The 16571-nt window shown below is 71.1% G+C and carries 13 protein-coding genes and 1 pseudogene; 8 read left to right on the forward strand and 6 right to left on the reverse strand.

Annotated features, from left to right (window positions below; genetic code table 11):
* Window positions 1-176: 176 nt before the first annotated feature.
* From ACQEU8_RS01700 to ACQEU8_RS01710, 3 genes are all read right to left on the reverse strand, one after another.
* Window positions 177-656 (reverse strand): VOC family protein, encoded by a 480-nt coding sequence (locus tag ACQEU8_RS01700; protein WP_433095994.1) that lies wholly within the window; start codon window positions 654-656, stop codon window positions 177-179.
* A 240-nt stretch (window positions 657-896) separates the two neighbouring features.
* The gene (locus ACQEU8_RS01705; RefSeq protein WP_433095996.1) at window positions 897-1139 is read right to left on the reverse strand and encodes a hypothetical protein; all 243 of its coding nucleotides are present in this window, start codon (window positions 1137-1139) and stop codon (window positions 897-899) included.
* A 124-nt stretch (window positions 1140-1263) separates the two neighbouring features.
* Window positions 1264-2211, reverse strand: coding sequence for an EamA family transporter (locus ACQEU8_RS01710; RefSeq protein WP_433095998.1), 948 nt, complete (start codon window positions 2209-2211; stop codon window positions 1264-1266).
* Between the two features lie 68 nt (window positions 2212-2279).
* Here ACQEU8_RS01710 and ACQEU8_RS01715 point away from each other — a divergent pair, with 68 nt between their 5' ends.
* From ACQEU8_RS01715 to ACQEU8_RS01725, 3 genes are all read left to right on the forward strand, one after another.
* Complete coding sequence (locus ACQEU8_RS01715) at window positions 2280-3143, forward strand: LysR family transcriptional regulator (RefSeq protein ID WP_433096000.1); 864 nt, start codon at window positions 2280-2282, stop codon at window positions 3141-3143.
* A 229-nt stretch (window positions 3144-3372) separates the two neighbouring features.
* The gene (locus ACQEU8_RS01720; protein WP_433096002.1) at window positions 3373-4326 is read left to right on the forward strand and encodes an ATP-grasp domain-containing protein; all 954 of its coding nucleotides are present in this window, start codon (window positions 3373-3375) and stop codon (window positions 4324-4326) included.
* On the forward strand, window positions 4323-5138 hold the full coding sequence (locus ACQEU8_RS01725) for an ATP-grasp domain-containing protein (RefSeq protein ID WP_433096004.1): 816 nt from the start codon (window positions 4323-4325) through the stop codon (window positions 5136-5138). Before ACQEU8_RS01720 ends, ACQEU8_RS01725 begins: the two co-directional genes overlap by 4 nt.
* Window positions 5139-5289: 151 nt before the next feature.
* Here the strand turns inward: ACQEU8_RS01725 and ACQEU8_RS01730 are convergent, their stop codons facing one another.
* On the reverse strand, window positions 5290-6213 hold the full coding sequence (locus tag ACQEU8_RS01730) for a hypothetical protein (protein ID WP_433096006.1): 924 nt from the start codon (window positions 6211-6213) through the stop codon (window positions 5290-5292).
* A gap of 816 nt (window positions 6214-7029) precedes the next feature.
* Between ACQEU8_RS01730 and ACQEU8_RS01735 the strand changes: the two genes are divergently transcribed.
* A complete protein-coding gene (locus ACQEU8_RS01735) occupies window positions 7030-8352 on the forward strand; it encodes a glucarate dehydratase family protein (RefSeq protein WP_433096008.1) in 1323 nt (440 codons plus the stop codon).
* 124 nt (window positions 8353-8476) lie between these two features.
* On the opposite strand, the gene ACQEU8_RS01740 is transcribed toward ACQEU8_RS01735, so the two are convergent.
* Window positions 8477-9457, reverse strand: coding sequence for an ArsR family transcriptional regulator (locus tag ACQEU8_RS01740; RefSeq protein WP_433096010.1), 981 nt, complete (start codon window positions 9455-9457; stop codon window positions 8477-8479).
* Window positions 9458-9541: 84 nt separating this feature from the next.
* Between ACQEU8_RS01740 and ACQEU8_RS01745 the strand changes: the two genes are divergently transcribed.
* From ACQEU8_RS01745 to ACQEU8_RS01760, 4 genes and pseudogenes are all read left to right on the forward strand, one after another.
* Window positions 9542-10711, forward strand: coding sequence for an alpha/beta hydrolase family protein (locus ACQEU8_RS01745; protein WP_433096012.1), 1170 nt, complete (start codon window positions 9542-9544; stop codon window positions 10709-10711).
* Window positions 10712-11023: 312 nt separating this feature from the next.
* Window positions 11024-11383, forward strand: a complete 360-nt coding sequence (locus tag ACQEU8_RS01750) for a hypothetical protein (RefSeq protein ID WP_433096014.1) — start codon at window positions 11024-11026, stop codon at window positions 11381-11383.
* 192 nt (window positions 11384-11575) lie between these two features.
* The gene (locus ACQEU8_RS01755) at window positions 11576-13366 is read left to right on the forward strand and encodes a hypothetical protein (RefSeq protein WP_433096016.1); all 1791 of its coding nucleotides are present in this window, start codon (window positions 11576-11578) and stop codon (window positions 13364-13366) included.
* Between the two features lie 100 nt (window positions 13367-13466).
* A pseudogene (locus ACQEU8_RS01760) lies at window positions 13467-13837 on the forward strand (glycosyl hydrolase); the annotation flags it as partial.
* A gap of 92 nt (window positions 13838-13929) precedes the next feature.
* Here the strand turns inward: ACQEU8_RS01760 and ACQEU8_RS01765 are convergent.
* Window positions 13930-16440 carry a SpoIIE family protein phosphatase gene (locus tag ACQEU8_RS01765; protein ID WP_433096018.1) on the reverse strand — a complete coding sequence of 837 codons (2511 nt, stop codon included), beginning with the start codon at window positions 16438-16440 and terminating at the stop codon, window positions 13930-13932.
* Window positions 16441-16571 lie beyond the last annotated feature (131 nt).

Here is a 16571-nt window from a genome sequence, read left to right on the forward strand (position 1 = left end):
TTTCACCGCAGCGAACAAGACCCCCTCCCCTGAGCATCCCCCCGACCGCCATCAGACGCCACCCGAAGCATCACCCAGCGTAACGCTGCATTGACCGAGCAAGCCCGGGGCCCATGCACCAAGCGGGCCACCATGCCGCGCCGGATGTGAGGGATACCTCTCTGGTGAGGCGCCGTTCAGCGGTCAGGTTCGGTGCCGGTGCGCGCCAGGATGCCCTCCAGTAGGCCCGTGGCCTGTCCTACTTCGATGAGGTAGCCGTCCGGGTCGCGCATGTAGCAGCGCAGCTCGGCGCGCCGGTCGATGGGCGGGGTGAGGAACTCGGCTCCCCTGTCGCGGGCCGCCGCGTAGAACTCGTGGATGTTCGCCACCCGTACGTTCAGGAAGCTGGAGACGGTATGGGGGTCCTCCGGTGTGCGCAGGAGGACATCGGGTTTGTCGTCGGTGGGCCCGCCACCGGGGTTCATGATGATCCAGCTGTTGGCGACCTTGATGATGCAGGGGTTCTCGTCCAGGACCACCTGCCCGCCCAGCACATCCGCGTAGAACGCCCGCGACCGGGGGACGTCGCCGACTGTGAGGAAGTGCGTGAGCAGCAGGCCCTCGGCCGGTGCGGGAAGGTCCTCCGCTGACGCGCCTGCAGAGATGAAATCGGACATATGGCGAGCGTATGGCGCGCGCGGCCACCCGGCATCCCGCGGGCCCGACGACGGTCGACGGGGAGCAGATTACCCAAGCACAGCAGGGGGACGCGCCCCGAAGGGGCGCGGGGAACTGCTCCCCCAGCCTCCGGCCGGGAGGTCCCCCCTCCCCGAGCCACAAACAACCCGCAGCCCGCAAGCGACGGTCAGGGGCACCCTCACCGGAACAACAGCGAGGGCCGGCCAAGACCCGCGGCCCTAGTCGTCAACACACTTGGGGTACTTCGCGCCCCGATTGCAGTCGTGGTAGTCGTACTTGCTGACCCGGAACTTCTGCGGTCCGCCTCCCTTGGCCGGGTCGACCACGAGGTAGAACTTCTTCCCGTCCTTGGCCTTTTCGGTGACCCGCCCCTTGGGGCCCTGGTCGAAGTCCTGCGCACACCCCGAGAGTGCGAGGGCTGCGGCTGCGACAGCGGAGAGGGTGAGGGCGAGGCGCGGCATGTCGTGCTCCGATCAACGTACGAAATCGAGAGCACTCTAGAGGATCTTGACCTGCCGGTGAGTTGGTGCCCCTGCCCGACGTCCGCGGGGTGCGGGTGTGTTGCCCCGCGCCTGGGGCGCCCCGTCAGTTCCGGCTCGCTCTTCCGGTGCGTACGGCGCCCGCGCTCGCCCCCACCACCAGGGCAATCGCCAGGCACTGCACGGCCGACAGCGTCTGCCCCAGTACCAGGAACCCGGCCAGCGCCGCGATGGCCGGAGCCAGGCTCATCAGCACCGCGAAAGTCGCCGCCGGCAGCCGTCGCAGGGCCAGCAGTTCCAGCGTGTACGGCACTCCGGACGACAGCAGCGCCACGGCCAGCCCGAGCCCCAGCACCTTCGGCTCGAGCAGCGTGCTGCCCGCCGCGCCGACACCCAGCGGCAGGCTCACGAGGGCGGCCACGGCCATCGCCAGGGCCAGCCCGTCCAGCCGGGGAAAGCGGGCTCCTGTCCGGGAGTTGAAGACGATGTAGGCCGCCCACATCGCCCCTGCCCCCAGCGCGAATCCGGCGCCCGCGGGGCTTAGCGCGTCGAAGCCGCCCTGCCCCAGCAGGAGGACCCCGGCGAACGCGAGTCCGGCCCACACCAGACTCATCGCCCGGCGCGCGGCGACGACGGACAGCAGGAGCGGGCCGAGTACCTCCAAGGTCACCGCCGGGCCCAGCGGGATCCGGTCGACGGCCTGGTAGAAGAGGATGTTCATGCCGCCGAGCGCCAGTCCGAAGGCGACCACCACCGCCCAGTCGGAGCGGCTGTGGCCGCGGAGCCGGGGGCGGCAGACGGCCAGCAGCAGCACGGCCGCGATCGTCACCCGCAGCGCCACCACACCCAGCGCTCCGGCGTAGGGGAAGAGCAGAGCAGCGACAGCGGACCCGAACTGCACCGAGAAGGCGCCGGCCAGCACCAGCCCGATACCGCCGAAGCTGCCCACACCGGCAGGCGCGGTACCGGAAGGGAGACGACCGGCCGCGGCTGAGCTCCCTACCGTCGCGGACCCGGCACCCGGGGTCTGCTCCCCGGAACTCACGTTTGTCATGCCCTCACGCTACGGACCTGTCCTCGGCGTGTGAAATGCCGAACATCCTGCCGTTATGCTTTTCGGGCATGACTATGGAGCTGCGCCATCTGCGGGCCTTCCTCGCCATCGCCGAGGAAGGCACCATCACCCGCGCCGCAGCACGGCTGCACACCGGCCAGCCCGCCCTCTCCCGTACGCTGCGTCAGCTCGAAACCCATCTCGGGGTGCGGCTGGTCGACCGCTCCACACATCACCTGGAGCTGACAGCGGCAGGCCGCACCTTCCGCGACAAGGCCGCCGCCGCGCTCGCCGCCGTGGACACAGCGCTGGATCCCCGTTCGCTGACGACTCTGCCGCTGCGTCTCGGCCACCCCTGGGCCGCGCTCGGCAGCCAAACCGTTCCGCTGCTGCGCCGCTGGGACCAGGAGCACCCCGATGTGCCGCTCGAACTGCGCCGCGTCGACGACCGGACGGCCGGGCTCGCCCAGGGCAGAGTCGACGCCGCGCTGCTGCGCGGACAGCTGCCGGTGCGGGGAATGGCCACCGAGTTGCTCGCGGAGGAAGACCGGGTGGCGGTGCTCCCCGAGGGCTGCGACCTGGCGAACCGCAGCACCCTTACGCTCGCAGACCTCGCGCCGTGGCCGATCGCCCTCAACACCGTCGCGGGCACCACCACCCTGGACCTTTGGCCCGCTGCAGCGCGGCCCAGGACGACGATCGAAGTGATCAACACGGACGAGTGGCTGACCACCATCGCCGCAGGCCGGGCCGTGGGCATCAGCACATCCGCGACACCCGGCCTGCACACGCACCCCGCGATCGTCTACCGCCCGCTGACGGACGCCCCTCCGGTGCCGCTGTTCCTTGCGTGGCACCGCGACATTCCCACCCACCCGGCGATCCCCGCACTGGTCCGCCTGGCCCGCGAAGTACTGGCGGCAGCACACTGACGGGCACACGTACACGCGTAACCTCTGCTCCCTCCCCGCGTCCGCGGTCCGCTGCCGAAGCACTCCGGAGCGGCCGAAGAACCGGGACCATCGCCAGGGTGCCGGCACGGCCCCGCCTCCGGGGCGGTGACGGGCCGCCAGGCGATGGGTTGGATCATGCAGTTCGGATGTCAGCAGCATGCCGGACAGCTTTCCGGGCGTTCGGGGTCAGGCAGAGGGGCGGAAACCGATGAGGCTCTGTTTTCTGGTGGAGGAGCAGTACCGTCACGACGGGATGCCCGTTGAGGTCATTCGCCAGCTCAGAGCCTGGGGACACCGGGTGGACGTGCTGCGGCCCGGCAGCTCGCTGGTACGGGTCTCGGAGGACATCCAGGCGGGCAGCCACGACGCCTGGGTCCTCAAGACGGTCTCCGACGGCCCAGGGCTGGCCCTGCTCGAATCGGCGGCCTCGGTCGGGTTGGCCACGATCAACGACGCCCGGGCGATCCGTGGTGTCCGGGACAAGGCTCGCGCGGCGGCCGTGGGCCGCAGCCGGGGCCTGCCCGTGCCCGTCACCTACGCGGCGGCACGTCCGGAGGCGTTGGCGGAAATACCCGACGCGGAGTTCCCGCTCGTGGTCAAGCCGGCCGACGGAAGCGCGGGACGGGCCGTACGCCTGGTGCCTTCGCCGGAGGCGCTGCCGTATCTGCGCGGTGAACTGGCCGGGGAGGGAGTGCTGCTGGCCCAGCCGTACGTGCCCAATTCCGGCGTGGACCTGAAGGTGTACAGCGTCGGCGGCGAGCTGTTCGCCACCCAACGCGCCTCACCCCTGCACCCCGAGCTGTCGGCCCGCGAACAGCGGGTGCCGCTCAGCGCGGAGGTGGCCGGTCTCGTGGCCGAGGCCGGGAGTGTCTACGGGCTCGATCTGTACGGCGTGGATGTCCTCTTGGGACCGGACGGCCCGGTGGTCGTCGATGTGAACGACTTCCCGAGCTTTCGTCAGGTGCCCGATGCGACAGCACGGGTGGCGCGAGCGATCCTTGCCCTGGCTCATGCCGGGAGAACCGAGCGGCCGACGTCACTCGCGGCCCTGCCCGGATCCGCGTCTGCGCCGGCGTCCGCATCCGCGTCCGCGTCCGGGAGCATGGCCGGGGCGGCACATCTCCCGGCGCAGGTTCCAGCGGCAGTCGGTGACGCCCGATGAGGATCGGTCTGATCAGTTCAAGGCCCGACCACCCCCTCCTCTCCGGGACGGCGGCCCTGCTCAGGCCGTACCACCAAGTCGAGGCAGTCGACCCGGAAGCCGCCGCCGGTTGCGTCCCGCTCGCCGATGTCTATCTCCTCAAAGCCCGTACGCCGCGCGCACTCGCCCTGGCTCGTTCCCTGGAGCAGCGAGGTGCGGTGGTGGTGAACTCGGCCGCGGCTACCGAACTCTGTCAGGACCGCACACGGATGGCCGAGCTGGCGCACCGGGCCGGGCTGCCGTTCGCGCGGACCCGCACGGTGAGCGCGCTGCGGCAACTGGCCACGGAGCGCCTCGACCATCCCGTCGTCGTCAAGAGCCGGCACAGCCGGCGTGGCGACCTCGTCGCCCGCGTCGAAACCCCGGAGCACCTGTGTACCTTGAACGCCACGTGGGCCGCCGAACCGGTCGTCGTACAGCCGTTCACGGCGAACGACGGCTGGGATCACAAGATATGGGTCATTTCCGGGCAGCTCTTCGCGGGATTGCGTCGCTCGGAGCTGGCCGACGCGGAGCACAGCCCTACCGTGCCGCTCGCTCCGGGCGAACTTCCCGACGAGTGGCGCGACCTGGCACGCCAAGTCGGCGCGGTCTTCCATCTGGAGGTGTACGGCCTCGACATCCTCGACGTCGGCGGCGGAGTCCCCCTGATCGTGGACGTCAACGCGTTCCCGGGGATGCGAGGACAGGTGGAGGCGCCACGAGCCCTCGCCGAACTCGCAGTACGCGAAGGGGCCGCCGCCGTACCGGCCATGGAGCCGGCGGGCGAGTAGCGGACCACGCCGCGCGGGAGTAGCGGACCACGGCGCGCGGGAGTAGCGGACCACGGCGCGCGGGAGCCTGTCCGCCCGCTCGGCCGGTCGGCACCGTCAGCTGCGGCAATGGCGGCTCGCAGAGACGGGGCAGGACGCGGGGCTCCGTCGGCTACCGGGGGCGGAGGGCGGTGACCTCCAGCCCGGTCGGGGTGAGGCGGGCGTCGAAGGAGACGCGTTGTCCGCCGCGTAGAGGGGCCCGGAATCCGGCCGCCACCGAGCCCGCGAAGTACATGTACGAGCCTTCGTTGTCAGGGAAGATCACGCCTCGGTCCTCGGCATGCGAGAACCAGCCCACCACACCTTGACCGGCCTGCGCCGCGAGCCGCTGAGCCGGGCACCCGGGACGGTGCTCGCCTCCGCAGCCCCAGTCCAGGTCCGAAGAGGGGCGGGCGCCGGGCCAGAGCTCGAAAGGTTGTCCGTCGTTGTCGACGACCGTGGTGCCCCGGCGCCCGGCGCAGGTCCAGTCGAGTTCGAGCTGCCAGCTGATCTCGTCCTCGGTCCGCGCGGTCGGCGTGACGCAGAACTCTTCGACATCGGTGGCGCTGATGCTGAACGGGAAGTCGGGGTCCCCTGGCAGCGGAGTCAGCCGGAGCGGATACGCGTCGAGGTCGGTGCTGAACCCCCACACCCGCATAGGTGCCGCACACACGGGGCCGAGCGGCCCGGGCGGGGGGACCGTCGTTCTGCCCAGGCACGCCTTCCGGGCCGGACGGCGGGAGATGATCACCGGCCGTAGTGCACGCAGGACCACCGCACGCGTCGTCGGACGCGCCTCCAGGGTGACGAAATGACCGTGTCCGCCACGAGCCATGACTCTTGGCGGGTCCGTGTCCACCACCGCTCCGCCGGGGGCCCTCACCGTGGCGATGACCGGGTTCTCGATGGCCTTGCCCTCGTCGTTGCCGGGCGCATGGACGTGCACGTCTCCCGCGATCGACCCGGCCTGTACGACGGTGTCGTGCTGCCCGCCGATCACCTGGTTGCCGGCGGATCTCCGCGGCGTCGGCTTGGTGGGCAGCGAACTCGAGATCACCGCGCTCCGCCGAACGGTCCTGCCCCGCCTCCGACATGGCCCTCTCCCCCTCAAACGCCGTCGACACCGCATCCCGAAGCTTTCTCCTTTCATGCGGTGCCCCGCAAGGCCACGGCACCGGCGCCTTCGGGGCAACTTCCTTTGCTCGGCAGGGGGTTGATGTGATCCGGCAGCGTCTGAGGAACATCGGAAGAAGTACGCGGAACCACCGGTGGGTCCGACTCGACCAGCCTGCGGCGGGTGAGGGGGAGGCGGTCCGGCGCCGCTTCGAACTTCTCGCGGACTTACACATCACGGTGACGGCCGAAGGGAGCGGATCGTCGCCGCGATGCGTGTGCGGGCAGTTCCAGCAGCTCGATGTTGCGGCCAACGGGAGCGTGCCCAGCCGTGTCCGGTCTATTGACGCCCTTTGTTCACATCCCTAACCTCCGTCTCCATACGTAGACGACATCTGTATGGGGAGACGGCATGACGGCCGACGAGGCCGCTGCGGCAACGACAGCGGCCCGGCAGTACGCCGAGATCGGGATCACGCCGTACTCGTGCACGCCTTCGCCCCCGACATCGCCACCGCCTTCTTCAGCGACCGGCGCAGTGGCGACGACGCGGCGGTGGAGCAGCTGCCCGCTGCTTCAACGTGCTGCTCGTCGAGCCGCGCGACCGTGTTCCCGGCCGTGCGGTATCGCTGGTGGAGGCGGCGGCGCGGCCCGGCTTCGCGGGCGGCCGGTCGGGCCGATGCGGGCCGCCCCGCTCACCGGGCCGGGGCCGGACGATCTCGCCGTACTCGAAGCACTTCTGACTCATGGGAGCCGCACGATGACGCACGCACCGTCCCTGACGCCGCAGACCCGCCAGCTCACGATCAGCGAGGTGCGGCTCACGCCGATCCTGGTGGCCGACCCGCCGCTGCTGAACACCCAGGGCGTCCACCAGCCGTACACCCCGCGTCTGATCATCGAGGTGGTCACGGCGGGCGGTGTGACGGGTGTCGGGGAGACATACGGCGACACCAAGTATCTGGAGCTCGCCCGGCCGTTCGCGGATATGCTCGCCGGGCGCAGGGTCACGGATCTGAACGGGCTCTTCGCGCTGGCCGACGAGGTCGCGGTGAACGCCTCCCGGGTTGAGAACTCGGTGGACGTCGGCGGGCTGCGTGGCGTACAGACGGCCGACAAGCTGCGTCTTTCGGTGCTCTCCGGCTTCGAGGTGGCCTGTCTGGACGCCTGGGGGAAAGCGGTGGGCCTGCCGGTGCACGCGCTGCTGGGCGGCAAGGTGCGCGACCGCGTCGAGTACAGCGCCTACCTCTTCTACCGCTGGGCCGGACACCCGCAGGGTGCGGGCGGCGAGGCCGACGACTGGGGTGCGGCGTTGGACCCGGCCGGTGTGGTGGCGCAGGCCGAACGCTTCGCCGACACCTTCGGCTTCGCCTCTTTCAAGCTCAAGGGCGGTGTCTTCCCGCCCGACCAGGAGATCGCCGCGATCCGCGCCCTGGCGGAGCGCTTCCCGGGTCGGCCACTGCGGCTCGACCCCAACGGTGCCTGGTCCGTGCCTACTTCGCTATACGTGGCGCGGGAACTGCACGACGTCCTGGAGTACTTGGAGGATCCGACCAGCGGTACCGGCCGGATGGCCGAGGTCGCCGCGAAGGCCGGAGTGCCGCTGGCCACCAATATGTGTGTGACCACGTTCGGTGAGATCCGCGAGGCGTTCACCCAGGACGCGGTGCAGGTCGTCCTCTCCGACCACCACTACTGGGGCGGGCTGCGCAGCACCCGTGAACTGGCCGCAATCTGCCGGGCCTTCGGCGTCGGCCTGTCCATGCACTCCAACACCCACCTGGGCATCAGCCTCGCCGCGATGACGCATGTCGCGGCTACCGTGCCGAACCTGGATTACGCCTGCGACAGTCACTACCCCTGGCAGGCCGAGGATGTCGTCGCGGAGCGGCTCAGCTTCCGCGATGGCTGCCTCGACGTCACCGATGCCCCTGGGCTGGGTGTCGAGCTCGATCAGGGCAGGCTTGCTGCGTTGCATCGGCGTTGGTTGGAGGACGACGGGGCGATGCGGGATCGGGATGACGCGGCTGCCATGCGGGTTGCCGACGCCGACTGGGCCCTCCCTTCCTTCCCGCGCTGGTAGTCCGGGCCCTCTCCGTTGTTCCGGTGAGGGGGTGACCCTGTGCGTTGTCCGCGGGCTGCGGGTGCGTTGTGGCTGGTCGCGCAGTTCCCCGCGCCCCTGACGGGGCACCGGACTCGTCCCAGTTCTACGGGCCGGGCGGCAACGAGCGTTGCTGCACAAGCAGGCTGCCCAGTTCGGTGCGGTGGTGGAGTACGGACCGTCCGGCGCGGGTGGTGGTGATCAGGCCCGCTGCGCGCAGGGCGGCGGCGTGGGCGGAGGCAGTGGCGTTGCTGACGCGGAGCCGCCGGGCGAGTCCGGATGTGGTGTGTTCGTCCGCGAGGAGGAGCAGTGTCTCCAGTCGAGTCCGGCCGAGCACCGCGGCCAGCGCGTCGTCCGAGCTGCCGGCGGCGACCAGCGAGAGCGGCAGGCCGGGGCCCGCCGGGTAGGTCACGTACAGCGGGCTGTCGGGCAGGTCGGCGACGAGGGGATGCCTCCTCCAGTGGAAGGTGGGCAGCAGCACCATGCCTCGGCCACCGAGCTCGATGTCCCGGGATCCGGCCCCTGGCAGCTGCCACGTGCCGTCTTGCAGTCTGCTGCCGGGGACGAGTCGGGCGAGTGCAGCGCCGATTCCGCCTTCGGCCGCGGCAACGGCGTACCGGACGAACTCCTGGTGGTGCAGGTCCTGAATCACGGACCATACGGGGCGCAGCACCGTCTCGAAGGCGGTGTGCTGCGCCCGGAGCAGGAACTGCCAGGCGTCGGTGTCGCCTCGGTGCAGGCGGTGGATCCACCGCGGGGGCGCGGCCGGATGTCCGACGTAGACGCGCTCGAGCTCGGAACGGACCAGATCCGGGCGGGCGGATCGGACGGTGTCCAGGCCGTCCTTCACGTTGTCGCTGAACACGTCGATGAACGCGGGCGCTTCGCCTGCGGGGACCAGGTCGGCGAACGGCTCGGCGGCGGCCGGGAGCGCGCGGAACAGCCGTCGTCTCCAGCGGTCGAAGAGCACGGCGTCGTCACGACCGCACAAGGTGCTCATGGCCAGGTTGAGCTCCTGCAGCGGAGCCGGCCGAGTCGCGAACCGGACACGGGCGAGGTCGGCGGTGGTGCAGTGGATCCGGATCACTACGCTCCCCGTCGGTGTTGTGCCAGCGTTTCGGCGAGGGCCTGAACCATGGCCGCCCTCCCTGCCGGGCGCCAGCATCCAGGCATGTCTTCATCTTCCTTTGCGTCCTTCACTGTAGGTCGGCGTTCCCTCACCAAGTCGGCCGTCGTGGCCGCCACCGCGCTGCTGCTGTCGGCGGGCGGCGGCGTGGCTCGGGCTGCCGGGAGCGACGGATTCGCCCCGCGCCTGCCCGCGCCGACCGGCCCGCACCGGGTCGGCGTCACTGTGCTGCATATGACGGACCGTTCCAGGCGCGACCCGTGGCAGCCGGACAGCGTCCGCGAGTTGATGGTCTCGGTGCTCCACCCGGCCGGCGACGTTCGCGGCCACCCGGTCGCGCCGCAGATGTCGGCCGGCGCCGCGCAGAGTTTCCGGAAGCTCGCTCCCCTCTTCCACTCGGAGTTGCCGCGGACCGGGGTGGACTGGGCGGCCACCATGACCCATGCGCACACCGGCGCGCCTGCGCGGCCCGGGCGGCGGCCGGTGCTGCTCTACACCCCGGGCGGCGGCGATCCACGCACGCTGGGCACCTCGGTCGCGGAGGAGCTGGCGAGCCACGGCTACGTGGTGGTGACCATCGACCATCCCGGCGACGCCACCGAGGTCGAGTTCCCCGACAACTCCCTCCGCGAAAGCGTCCTCCGCGGAGACCCCAGGACGGACCCGCCCCTCTTCCGTACGGTGATCGACACCCGGGTCGCGGACACCCGCTTCGTACTGGACCAGTTGGAAAATCTGGCGGCTGAGCGGAACGAGTTGGGCCGTACGCTCGATCTGCGGCGAATTGGCGTCTACGGTCACTCGGCGGGTGGGACGACGGCGGCCCAGGCGATGTACGAGGACCGTCGCATCAAGGCCGCCGTCAATATGGAGGGATTTCTGGACCACCCGGGTGGCGAACTCTTCCCGGTCGCCGCGCACCGGGTGGACCGGCCATTGCTTCTGCTGCGCAGCGACGGCTTTACGGGACGGAGCGAGCTGGAGCGTTCCTGGTCGGTCGTACGGGGCGCTGTCCACCGACGGCAGATCGGAAATGCCGCGCACTGGGTGTTCACGGATTACGCATCGATGGCGCCCCAGCTGCAAGATGCCGGACTCATGTCCGCTGAGGGCCGCAGCAGTCTGGTCGGAGGGATCGCCCCCGAAAGGTCGGTGCCGCTGGTGCGCAACTGCTTGCGCGCGTTCTTCGCCCGGCAGTTGCGGGCCGTCTCGTGACCGACTGAGGCCGTCGGCGATTCGGCGCGGCCATAGCGCAAGAGACATCACGTCCTGAATAGTGTTCGACCAATTCGCCTGGCGCACGGGGTGGTTGAGGCCGAAATGTGACCCGGCCACGAATTGACACGCTGCGGCTGCCGTACGTCGGCCCTCGTGGTCACCACGGTCCCGGCCACCCCTGCCGACCGCCACCCTCGCCCTGTGGGGTCTTGCTGGCCGTGACCGGCGCGTGAACGGGGTGAGCTTGGCGCTGGCCGGCCCTGCCTGTCCTGTTCGACCGGATCGAGAGGCCATGCGTACCCTCGCCCTGTGAGCGATCAAGCGCAGTACGCCAGGTATCGGGACGACGCGAAGACGGTGGCGGCGATCGGGGCATGTGTCGAAACGCAGGTCGACCGCATCACCGTGCGCCTGCCGAAGGGGCTGGCCGAGGCCGCGATCGCCGCTTGGGACCGAGACGAAGCGGATGAGCCCGGCGAGGAGAGTCATGAGCAGCACGCGGCGCGGGAACACGCCGCGGAACTGGCCCTGATCGGTCTGACGATCTCCGAACGCGGCCGTTGGGAGGGCGAGGAGGTCGCCGTCGATGTGGATGTCGCCTCCGTGGGGATGGCGATTCGAGCGCACGAACAGCAGCCGACTCCCCCGCCCGGCGAGCTCGCCGGGTGACGCCGCGTTAAGCCGTTTCCGGCAGCGTTCCCGGCGCGGGGGCTGCGCTTGCCCACCCCGCTCCCCCAAGCTTCGCGGGGGACGCGCCCCGTCAGGGGCGCGGGGAACTGCGCGAGCAACCACGTCGCACCCGCAGCCCTCAAGCGTCGGGCAGGGGCACCCCCTCCGCACCGGTGGCATAGGGTCACGCGCATGCTGGACGGGATCGAGGATGTCGACTGGGCGGCGCTGGAGCACGCGTACGGGCCGGCGGAGGACGTGCCCGGTTTGCTGCGGGCGGCCGGCTCGGTGGACCCAGGGGTGCGCGACGAGGCACTGGACGAGCTGTTCTCGGCGCTGTGCCACCAGGGATCGGTCTATTCGGCCACAGCCGCGGCCGTACCCTTCATCGCACGGCTCGCCCTGGATGGACCCGGTGGCCGACTGCCGCTGCTGTGGCTGCTGCACGCGGCCGCCGACGGCACGGGCCCCGAGTACCGGCAGGTGCGCCGAGCGGTAGCCGCCGCGCTCCCCGCCCTCCTGCACCTGGGGGCGGACGAGGACGGGTCGGTCCGCCGCACGATGGTGTGGATCACCGCCGCCTGCGAGGAGGCTTCCCTGCCTCTGCTCCCGCTGTTGCGGGCGCGGCTGGACGAGGAGAAGGACGCCGAGATACGGGCCGATCTCGTCACGGCGCTCGGTCTGCTCGACGTATCGCCGGACAACAGCAACGCACGCAACCGAGCACTCCTTTCCGCTCCCGAGCCACTCGTACGCAGGGCGGCGGCGACAGACCTGCTGCGAACGGCGCCGCTGCCGCTGCCGACCGCCCTGGTGGACTCCGCCCTCGCCGCACACAAGGCGGCGCCCACCGACGAGACGGACCACCCGTGGCCGCCCTCCTACCGGCCGCTCGCCGACCGGCTGTTGGACGACCCGGACGCAGCACTCCGCGCGGTCGAACAGGGGCTGCCGCTGGCCTGGCAGCTCACCGAGACATGGCGCGACCGCGAGCGGGACGTCCTGCCCTGGCTCGCGGCAACAGCCGGCGACGTTGAGGACCTGTGCGGAGTGGCGAGGGTGGGCGCCGCACTGGAGGGCGGGGAGCCGGCGCCGTGGCTGGAGCCCCATCTGGGAGCAGAAGACGCTGCCGTGCGGGTGGCGGCGACACACGCCGCGGTGCGGCTGCGCGTGCCCGGCGCGATCGGTCTCGTGCTGCGCCTCATGGACGAACTGCCCGATGAATCCGCGACGTTGCAACTGACCCCCTTCACCGCGCCCGGTGCAGTCGTGCCCGCGGCGGTGGAGGTGTTCGGCACGGCGGCTGAAGCGGTGGCCCGGCGCGTCGCCGCCGGGCTGCGTGTCGAGTGGCTGGACGCGCTGCTCCACTTCCCCGCGCTGGCCGCCACCTGTGTGGACGACCTGATCCGTATGCTGCCCGCCTCGGCCGAGGTGTTGGCCGCGCTGGGCCGCGACGCGGGCCCTGCGGCGGCACGCGCCCTGCGCTCACGGGCCGAGGCCGGCGATCTGACCGCAGCAACGGCGCTGGCCCGGGTCACGGGCGACGCGGGCCCGGCGGTGGACGTGGTCCGCTCGCTGTCGGACGCCGTCGAGCAACGCCGGGCAGCCGTCACCGTCGCAGGCGAACTCGGCCCGGACGCAGCGGCGTTGCTGCCCCTGGTGGAGGAGCGCCTGAGGGCGCCGGCCCGGGAGAGCCGCGCGGACGCGGCAGCCGCGATCTGGCGGATCACAGGCCGCACGCACGACACCGCGCCGGTGATCGCGGACCAGCTCACCCGCCGCGGCGACCTGCACGAGCCGCACCCCGGCGCCCTGCGGGCACTGACGGCAATGCGCCTGCTCCCGGCGCCAGCCCGTCCCGCCGTGGAACACATCGCCTTCTCCCCCCGCCGCGTCGTCTCCGGCTCCCCCTGCGACGGCACGCCCCACCCGGACCTGACGGTACGCAAACTGGCCCGCCAGCTCTTGGCGCTCACCGGCTGACGCGGTCGCGGCGGTGCCTTGTCAGGGGCTCCTGCTTTCGGCTTCCCGCACCGTCGCCACGGGGGGGTCCTCGCGCGCGTACCAAGGCCCCGCCAGGACCGGCGCCGACATGCCGTACACCACCGTCGAGGTCGAGTCCGGCACCACCCGTGGTGACGCCCAAGTGGTCGGGCCCGACCGGAAGATCGGCGATCCGGCGGGGGAGGCATCCGGCCGGAAGGAGGTGACACTGCAGCAGACCGACCGGCCAGTATGTAGAGTCCACCATCGCCGAGACCAACACCCTGGTCACCCGCTTCCATCCCGGACGCACCGGGCGGCAGCGGGACCAGCGCGACGTCCAAGTACGCCTGGCTGTACGGATCCGAGTCGTCCCCGGTCACGACCCGGACGCGGGCCCCCGCACGGCACATCTACGACGAGGCGCACCTCGATGTGGGCCGCACCGTGCCGGCCGGCAGCAAGAGCCGGCGCCGAAACCGGCCCCGGGACCTGCCCAGGACGCCCGGGACCAGGCCACCCCGGCATGGGTGATGCATGGCCCGCAGGGATCCATGCAGGCGTCAACGTGCGGGCTGCGGGGACTCGGTGGGGGTTTCCACGAGGGAGTCCGTCAGCAGGTCGGCGACGGTTTCGGTCGACGCGGGCAGGTCCTGCTCGGCCCAGATGAGCTTGCCGCCCTCGGTGTAGCGGGTGCCCCAGCGGCGGCTGAGCTGGGCGACGAGGAAGAGGCCGCGTCCGCCCTCGTCGGTGGTACGCGGGTGGCGCAGGCGGGGCGAGGTGCTGCTGCCGTCGGCGACCTCGCAGATCAGGACCGAGTGCCGGATCAGACGCAGCCGGATCGGTCCGGCACCGTGCCGGATGGCGTTGGTCACCAGCTCGCTGACGATCAGCTCCGTGGTCAGGATCAGTTCCTCGAGTCCCCAATCCGCCAGCTGGCGGGCGGCCATGGACCGTGCCTTCGCGACGATGATCGGGTCGCTGGGCAGGTCCCAGGTCACGACATGGCTCCCGGTCAGCTCGTGCGTACGGGCGATGAGCAGGGCCACGTCGTCCGACGGTGGACTGGTCAGCAGGCTGTCGAGCACGGCCGAACTGAGGCGCTCCAGGGGCATGTCCGGCTGTGCCAGTACGTCCTTCAGATAGCTCAGCCCCACATCGATGTCCGGGGCGCACGCGCTGATGAGTCCGTCGGTGTACAGGGCGACGAGGCTTCCCGAGGGCAGTTCCAGCTCCGCGGCCTCGAAGGGCAGACCCCCAAGACCCAGCGGTGGTCCCGCGGGCAGGTCCGGGAATGTGACGGTGCCGTCCGGGTACACCACCGCGGGCGGCGGGTGGCCGGCCCGCGCCATGGTGCAGCGCCGGGTCACCGGGTCGTAGACGGCGTACAGGCAGGTGGCGCCCAGCACCGTGATCGCGCTCGCCTCCAGGCGGGACTCCTCCTCGGTGAGGCGCATGACCAGATCGTCCAGGTGCGCGAGCAGTTCGTCGGGCGGCAGTTCCATGTCGGCGAGCGTGTGCACAGCCGTACGGAGCCTGCCCATGGTCGCCGCCGCGTTGATGCCATGCCCCACCACGTCACCGACGATGAGAGCCACCCGGGCACCGGAGAGGGGGATCACGTCGAACCAGTCGCCGCCGACGCCGTCGTGCGCCCCCGAGGGGAGATAGCGGGACGCCACTTCGATGGCTGTCCCACCGCGCAGGGCGTGCGGGAGCAGGCTGCGCTGGAGGGTCAGGGCCGCGGTGTGCTCACGCGTATAGCGGCGGGCGTTGTCGACACACAGCGCCGCCCGGGAGACCAGGTCCTCGGCCAGCAGCAGGTCGTCCTCTTCGAACGGCATCGGATAGCGCGAGCGGACGAACGACGCCACGCCCATGATGGTGCCGCGCGCACGCACCGGAACGGCGATCAGCGAGTGCATGCCGAACTGGCGGATCTTCTCGACGCGGGCGGGGTCGTCGTCGAGCCACCGGCTGCTGCTGCCGGCCAGGTCCCGGTCCAGTAGCGCCTCGCCGGTGTGGAACGCGCGGACGAAGGGGGACGCCGGGTCGATGGTGACCTGCTCCCCCCGCTGCACAACGGCCTCCGGGGTGCCCTCGCTGACCGACCGCAGTCCCGAGCGCCGGAAGGTGGGCAGGGTGCCGGCCGGCCCCGGTACGGGCTCCTCGCCGTGCACCACCGACTCCACCAGGTCGACCGTGACGAAGTCCGCGAAGCGCGGCACGGCGACATCGGCCAGTTCCTGCGCGGTGTGTTCCACGTCGAGCGTGCTGCCGATGCGGGTACCCGCCTCGTTGATCAGAGTGAGCCGCTCGCGCGCCCGCCATCTCTCGGTGACGTCCATGACCATGTAGCACAGGCCCATGACGTTGCCGTCCGCGTCGTCGAGGCGGAAGAAGGAGCTGGAGAAGGCGTGTTCCCGGTGCGGGTCGGCCATGGTCCAGCCCCGGTACTCGTAGTCGATCACCGGGGCGCCGGTCGCCAGCACCTGCCGCATCCGCGCCTCCAGTGCGTCGGTGTCCAGGCCCGGAAGCGTGTCCGCCAGTCGGCGCCCCAGCCGCTGCTCGCGTGGGACCCCGCCGCGGCGCTCCAGCTCGTCGTTGATCCACACGTACCGCAGGTCCGGGCTGAGTACGGCCATGGCCAGCGGTGATCGGGTCAGGAACGCTTCCAGCACCGAGCCGCCGAGCGCCCACGAGGGCGCCTTGCCCAAGTCGACCGCGGAGACGAGCCAGGATTCACGGCCGTCGAGATCGGACAGTGGGCAGGCGCGCAGCCCCACCTCGACCGGTCGGCCAGTGCGGTGCCGTACCGTCGCGAGGCCCGACCAGCTGCCGTGCGCGCGGCTGAGCTCGGCCACGGTCGCCGCTCGCGACACATCGTCGCGGGATGTCAGCAGGTCCTCGGCGGACCGGCCCACCACGTCCGCCGCCGGGTGACCGACAAGGCCCTCCGCCGCCGGGGTCCAGCCGATGACCGTGCCGTGGGCATCGATCACCGCCATGGCGGGGTCCGCCGCGTCCAGCGGCCTGAGCGGTTCCGAGGGGATATTTCCTTCGGAAGAAACCATGTACCGCCGCCCTTCTGGCGGGTTTCCTTCCGCTTTCAGTCTACGAGCCACGCCTCTCCCCCGCCCTGCGGTGCCTTTTCGCTGAGCGCGACGAATTGGCCACTCAATGTGAAAGGCCCGGCGCGGAAACC

The sequence above is a fragment of the Streptomyces sp. CA-250714 genome, assembly GCF_050936705.1.
Classification (GTDB): domain Bacteria; phylum Actinomycetota; class Actinomycetes; order Streptomycetales; family Streptomycetaceae; genus Streptomyces.

Excerpts from the sequence above, each read along its gene's own strand:
- ACQEU8_RS01700 (WP_433095994.1), bottom strand. The coding sequence starts at position 656 with ATGTCCGATTTCATCTCTGCAGGCGCGTCAGCGGAGGACCTTCCCGCA.
- ACQEU8_RS01705 (WP_433095996.1), bottom strand. The coding sequence starts at position 1,139 with ATGCCGCGCCTCGCCCTCACCCTCTCCGCTGTCGCAGCCGCAGCCCTC.
- ACQEU8_RS01710 (WP_433095998.1), bottom strand. The coding sequence starts at position 2,211 with ATGACAAACGTGAGTTCCGGGGAGCAGACCCCGGGTGCCGGGTCCGCG.
- ACQEU8_RS01715 (WP_433096000.1), top strand. The coding sequence starts at position 2,280 with ATGACTATGGAGCTGCGCCATCTGCGGGCCTTCCTCGCCATCGCCGAG.
- ACQEU8_RS01720 (WP_433096002.1), top strand. The coding sequence starts at position 3,373 with ATGAGGCTCTGTTTTCTGGTGGAGGAGCAGTACCGTCACGACGGGATG.
- ACQEU8_RS01725 (WP_433096004.1), top strand. The coding sequence starts at position 4,323 with ATGAGGATCGGTCTGATCAGTTCAAGGCCCGACCACCCCCTCCTCTCC.
- ACQEU8_RS01735 (WP_433096008.1), top strand. The coding sequence starts at position 7,030 with ATGACGCACGCACCGTCCCTGACGCCGCAGACCCGCCAGCTCACGATC.
- ACQEU8_RS01745 (WP_433096012.1), top strand. The coding sequence starts at position 9,542 with ATGTCTTCATCTTCCTTTGCGTCCTTCACTGTAGGTCGGCGTTCCCTC.
- ACQEU8_RS01755 (WP_433096016.1), top strand. The coding sequence starts at position 11,576 with ATGCTGGACGGGATCGAGGATGTCGACTGGGCGGCGCTGGAGCACGCG.
- ACQEU8_RS01765 (WP_433096018.1), bottom strand. The coding sequence starts at position 16,440 with ATGGTTTCTTCCGAAGGAAATATCCCCTCGGAACCGCTCAGGCCGCTG.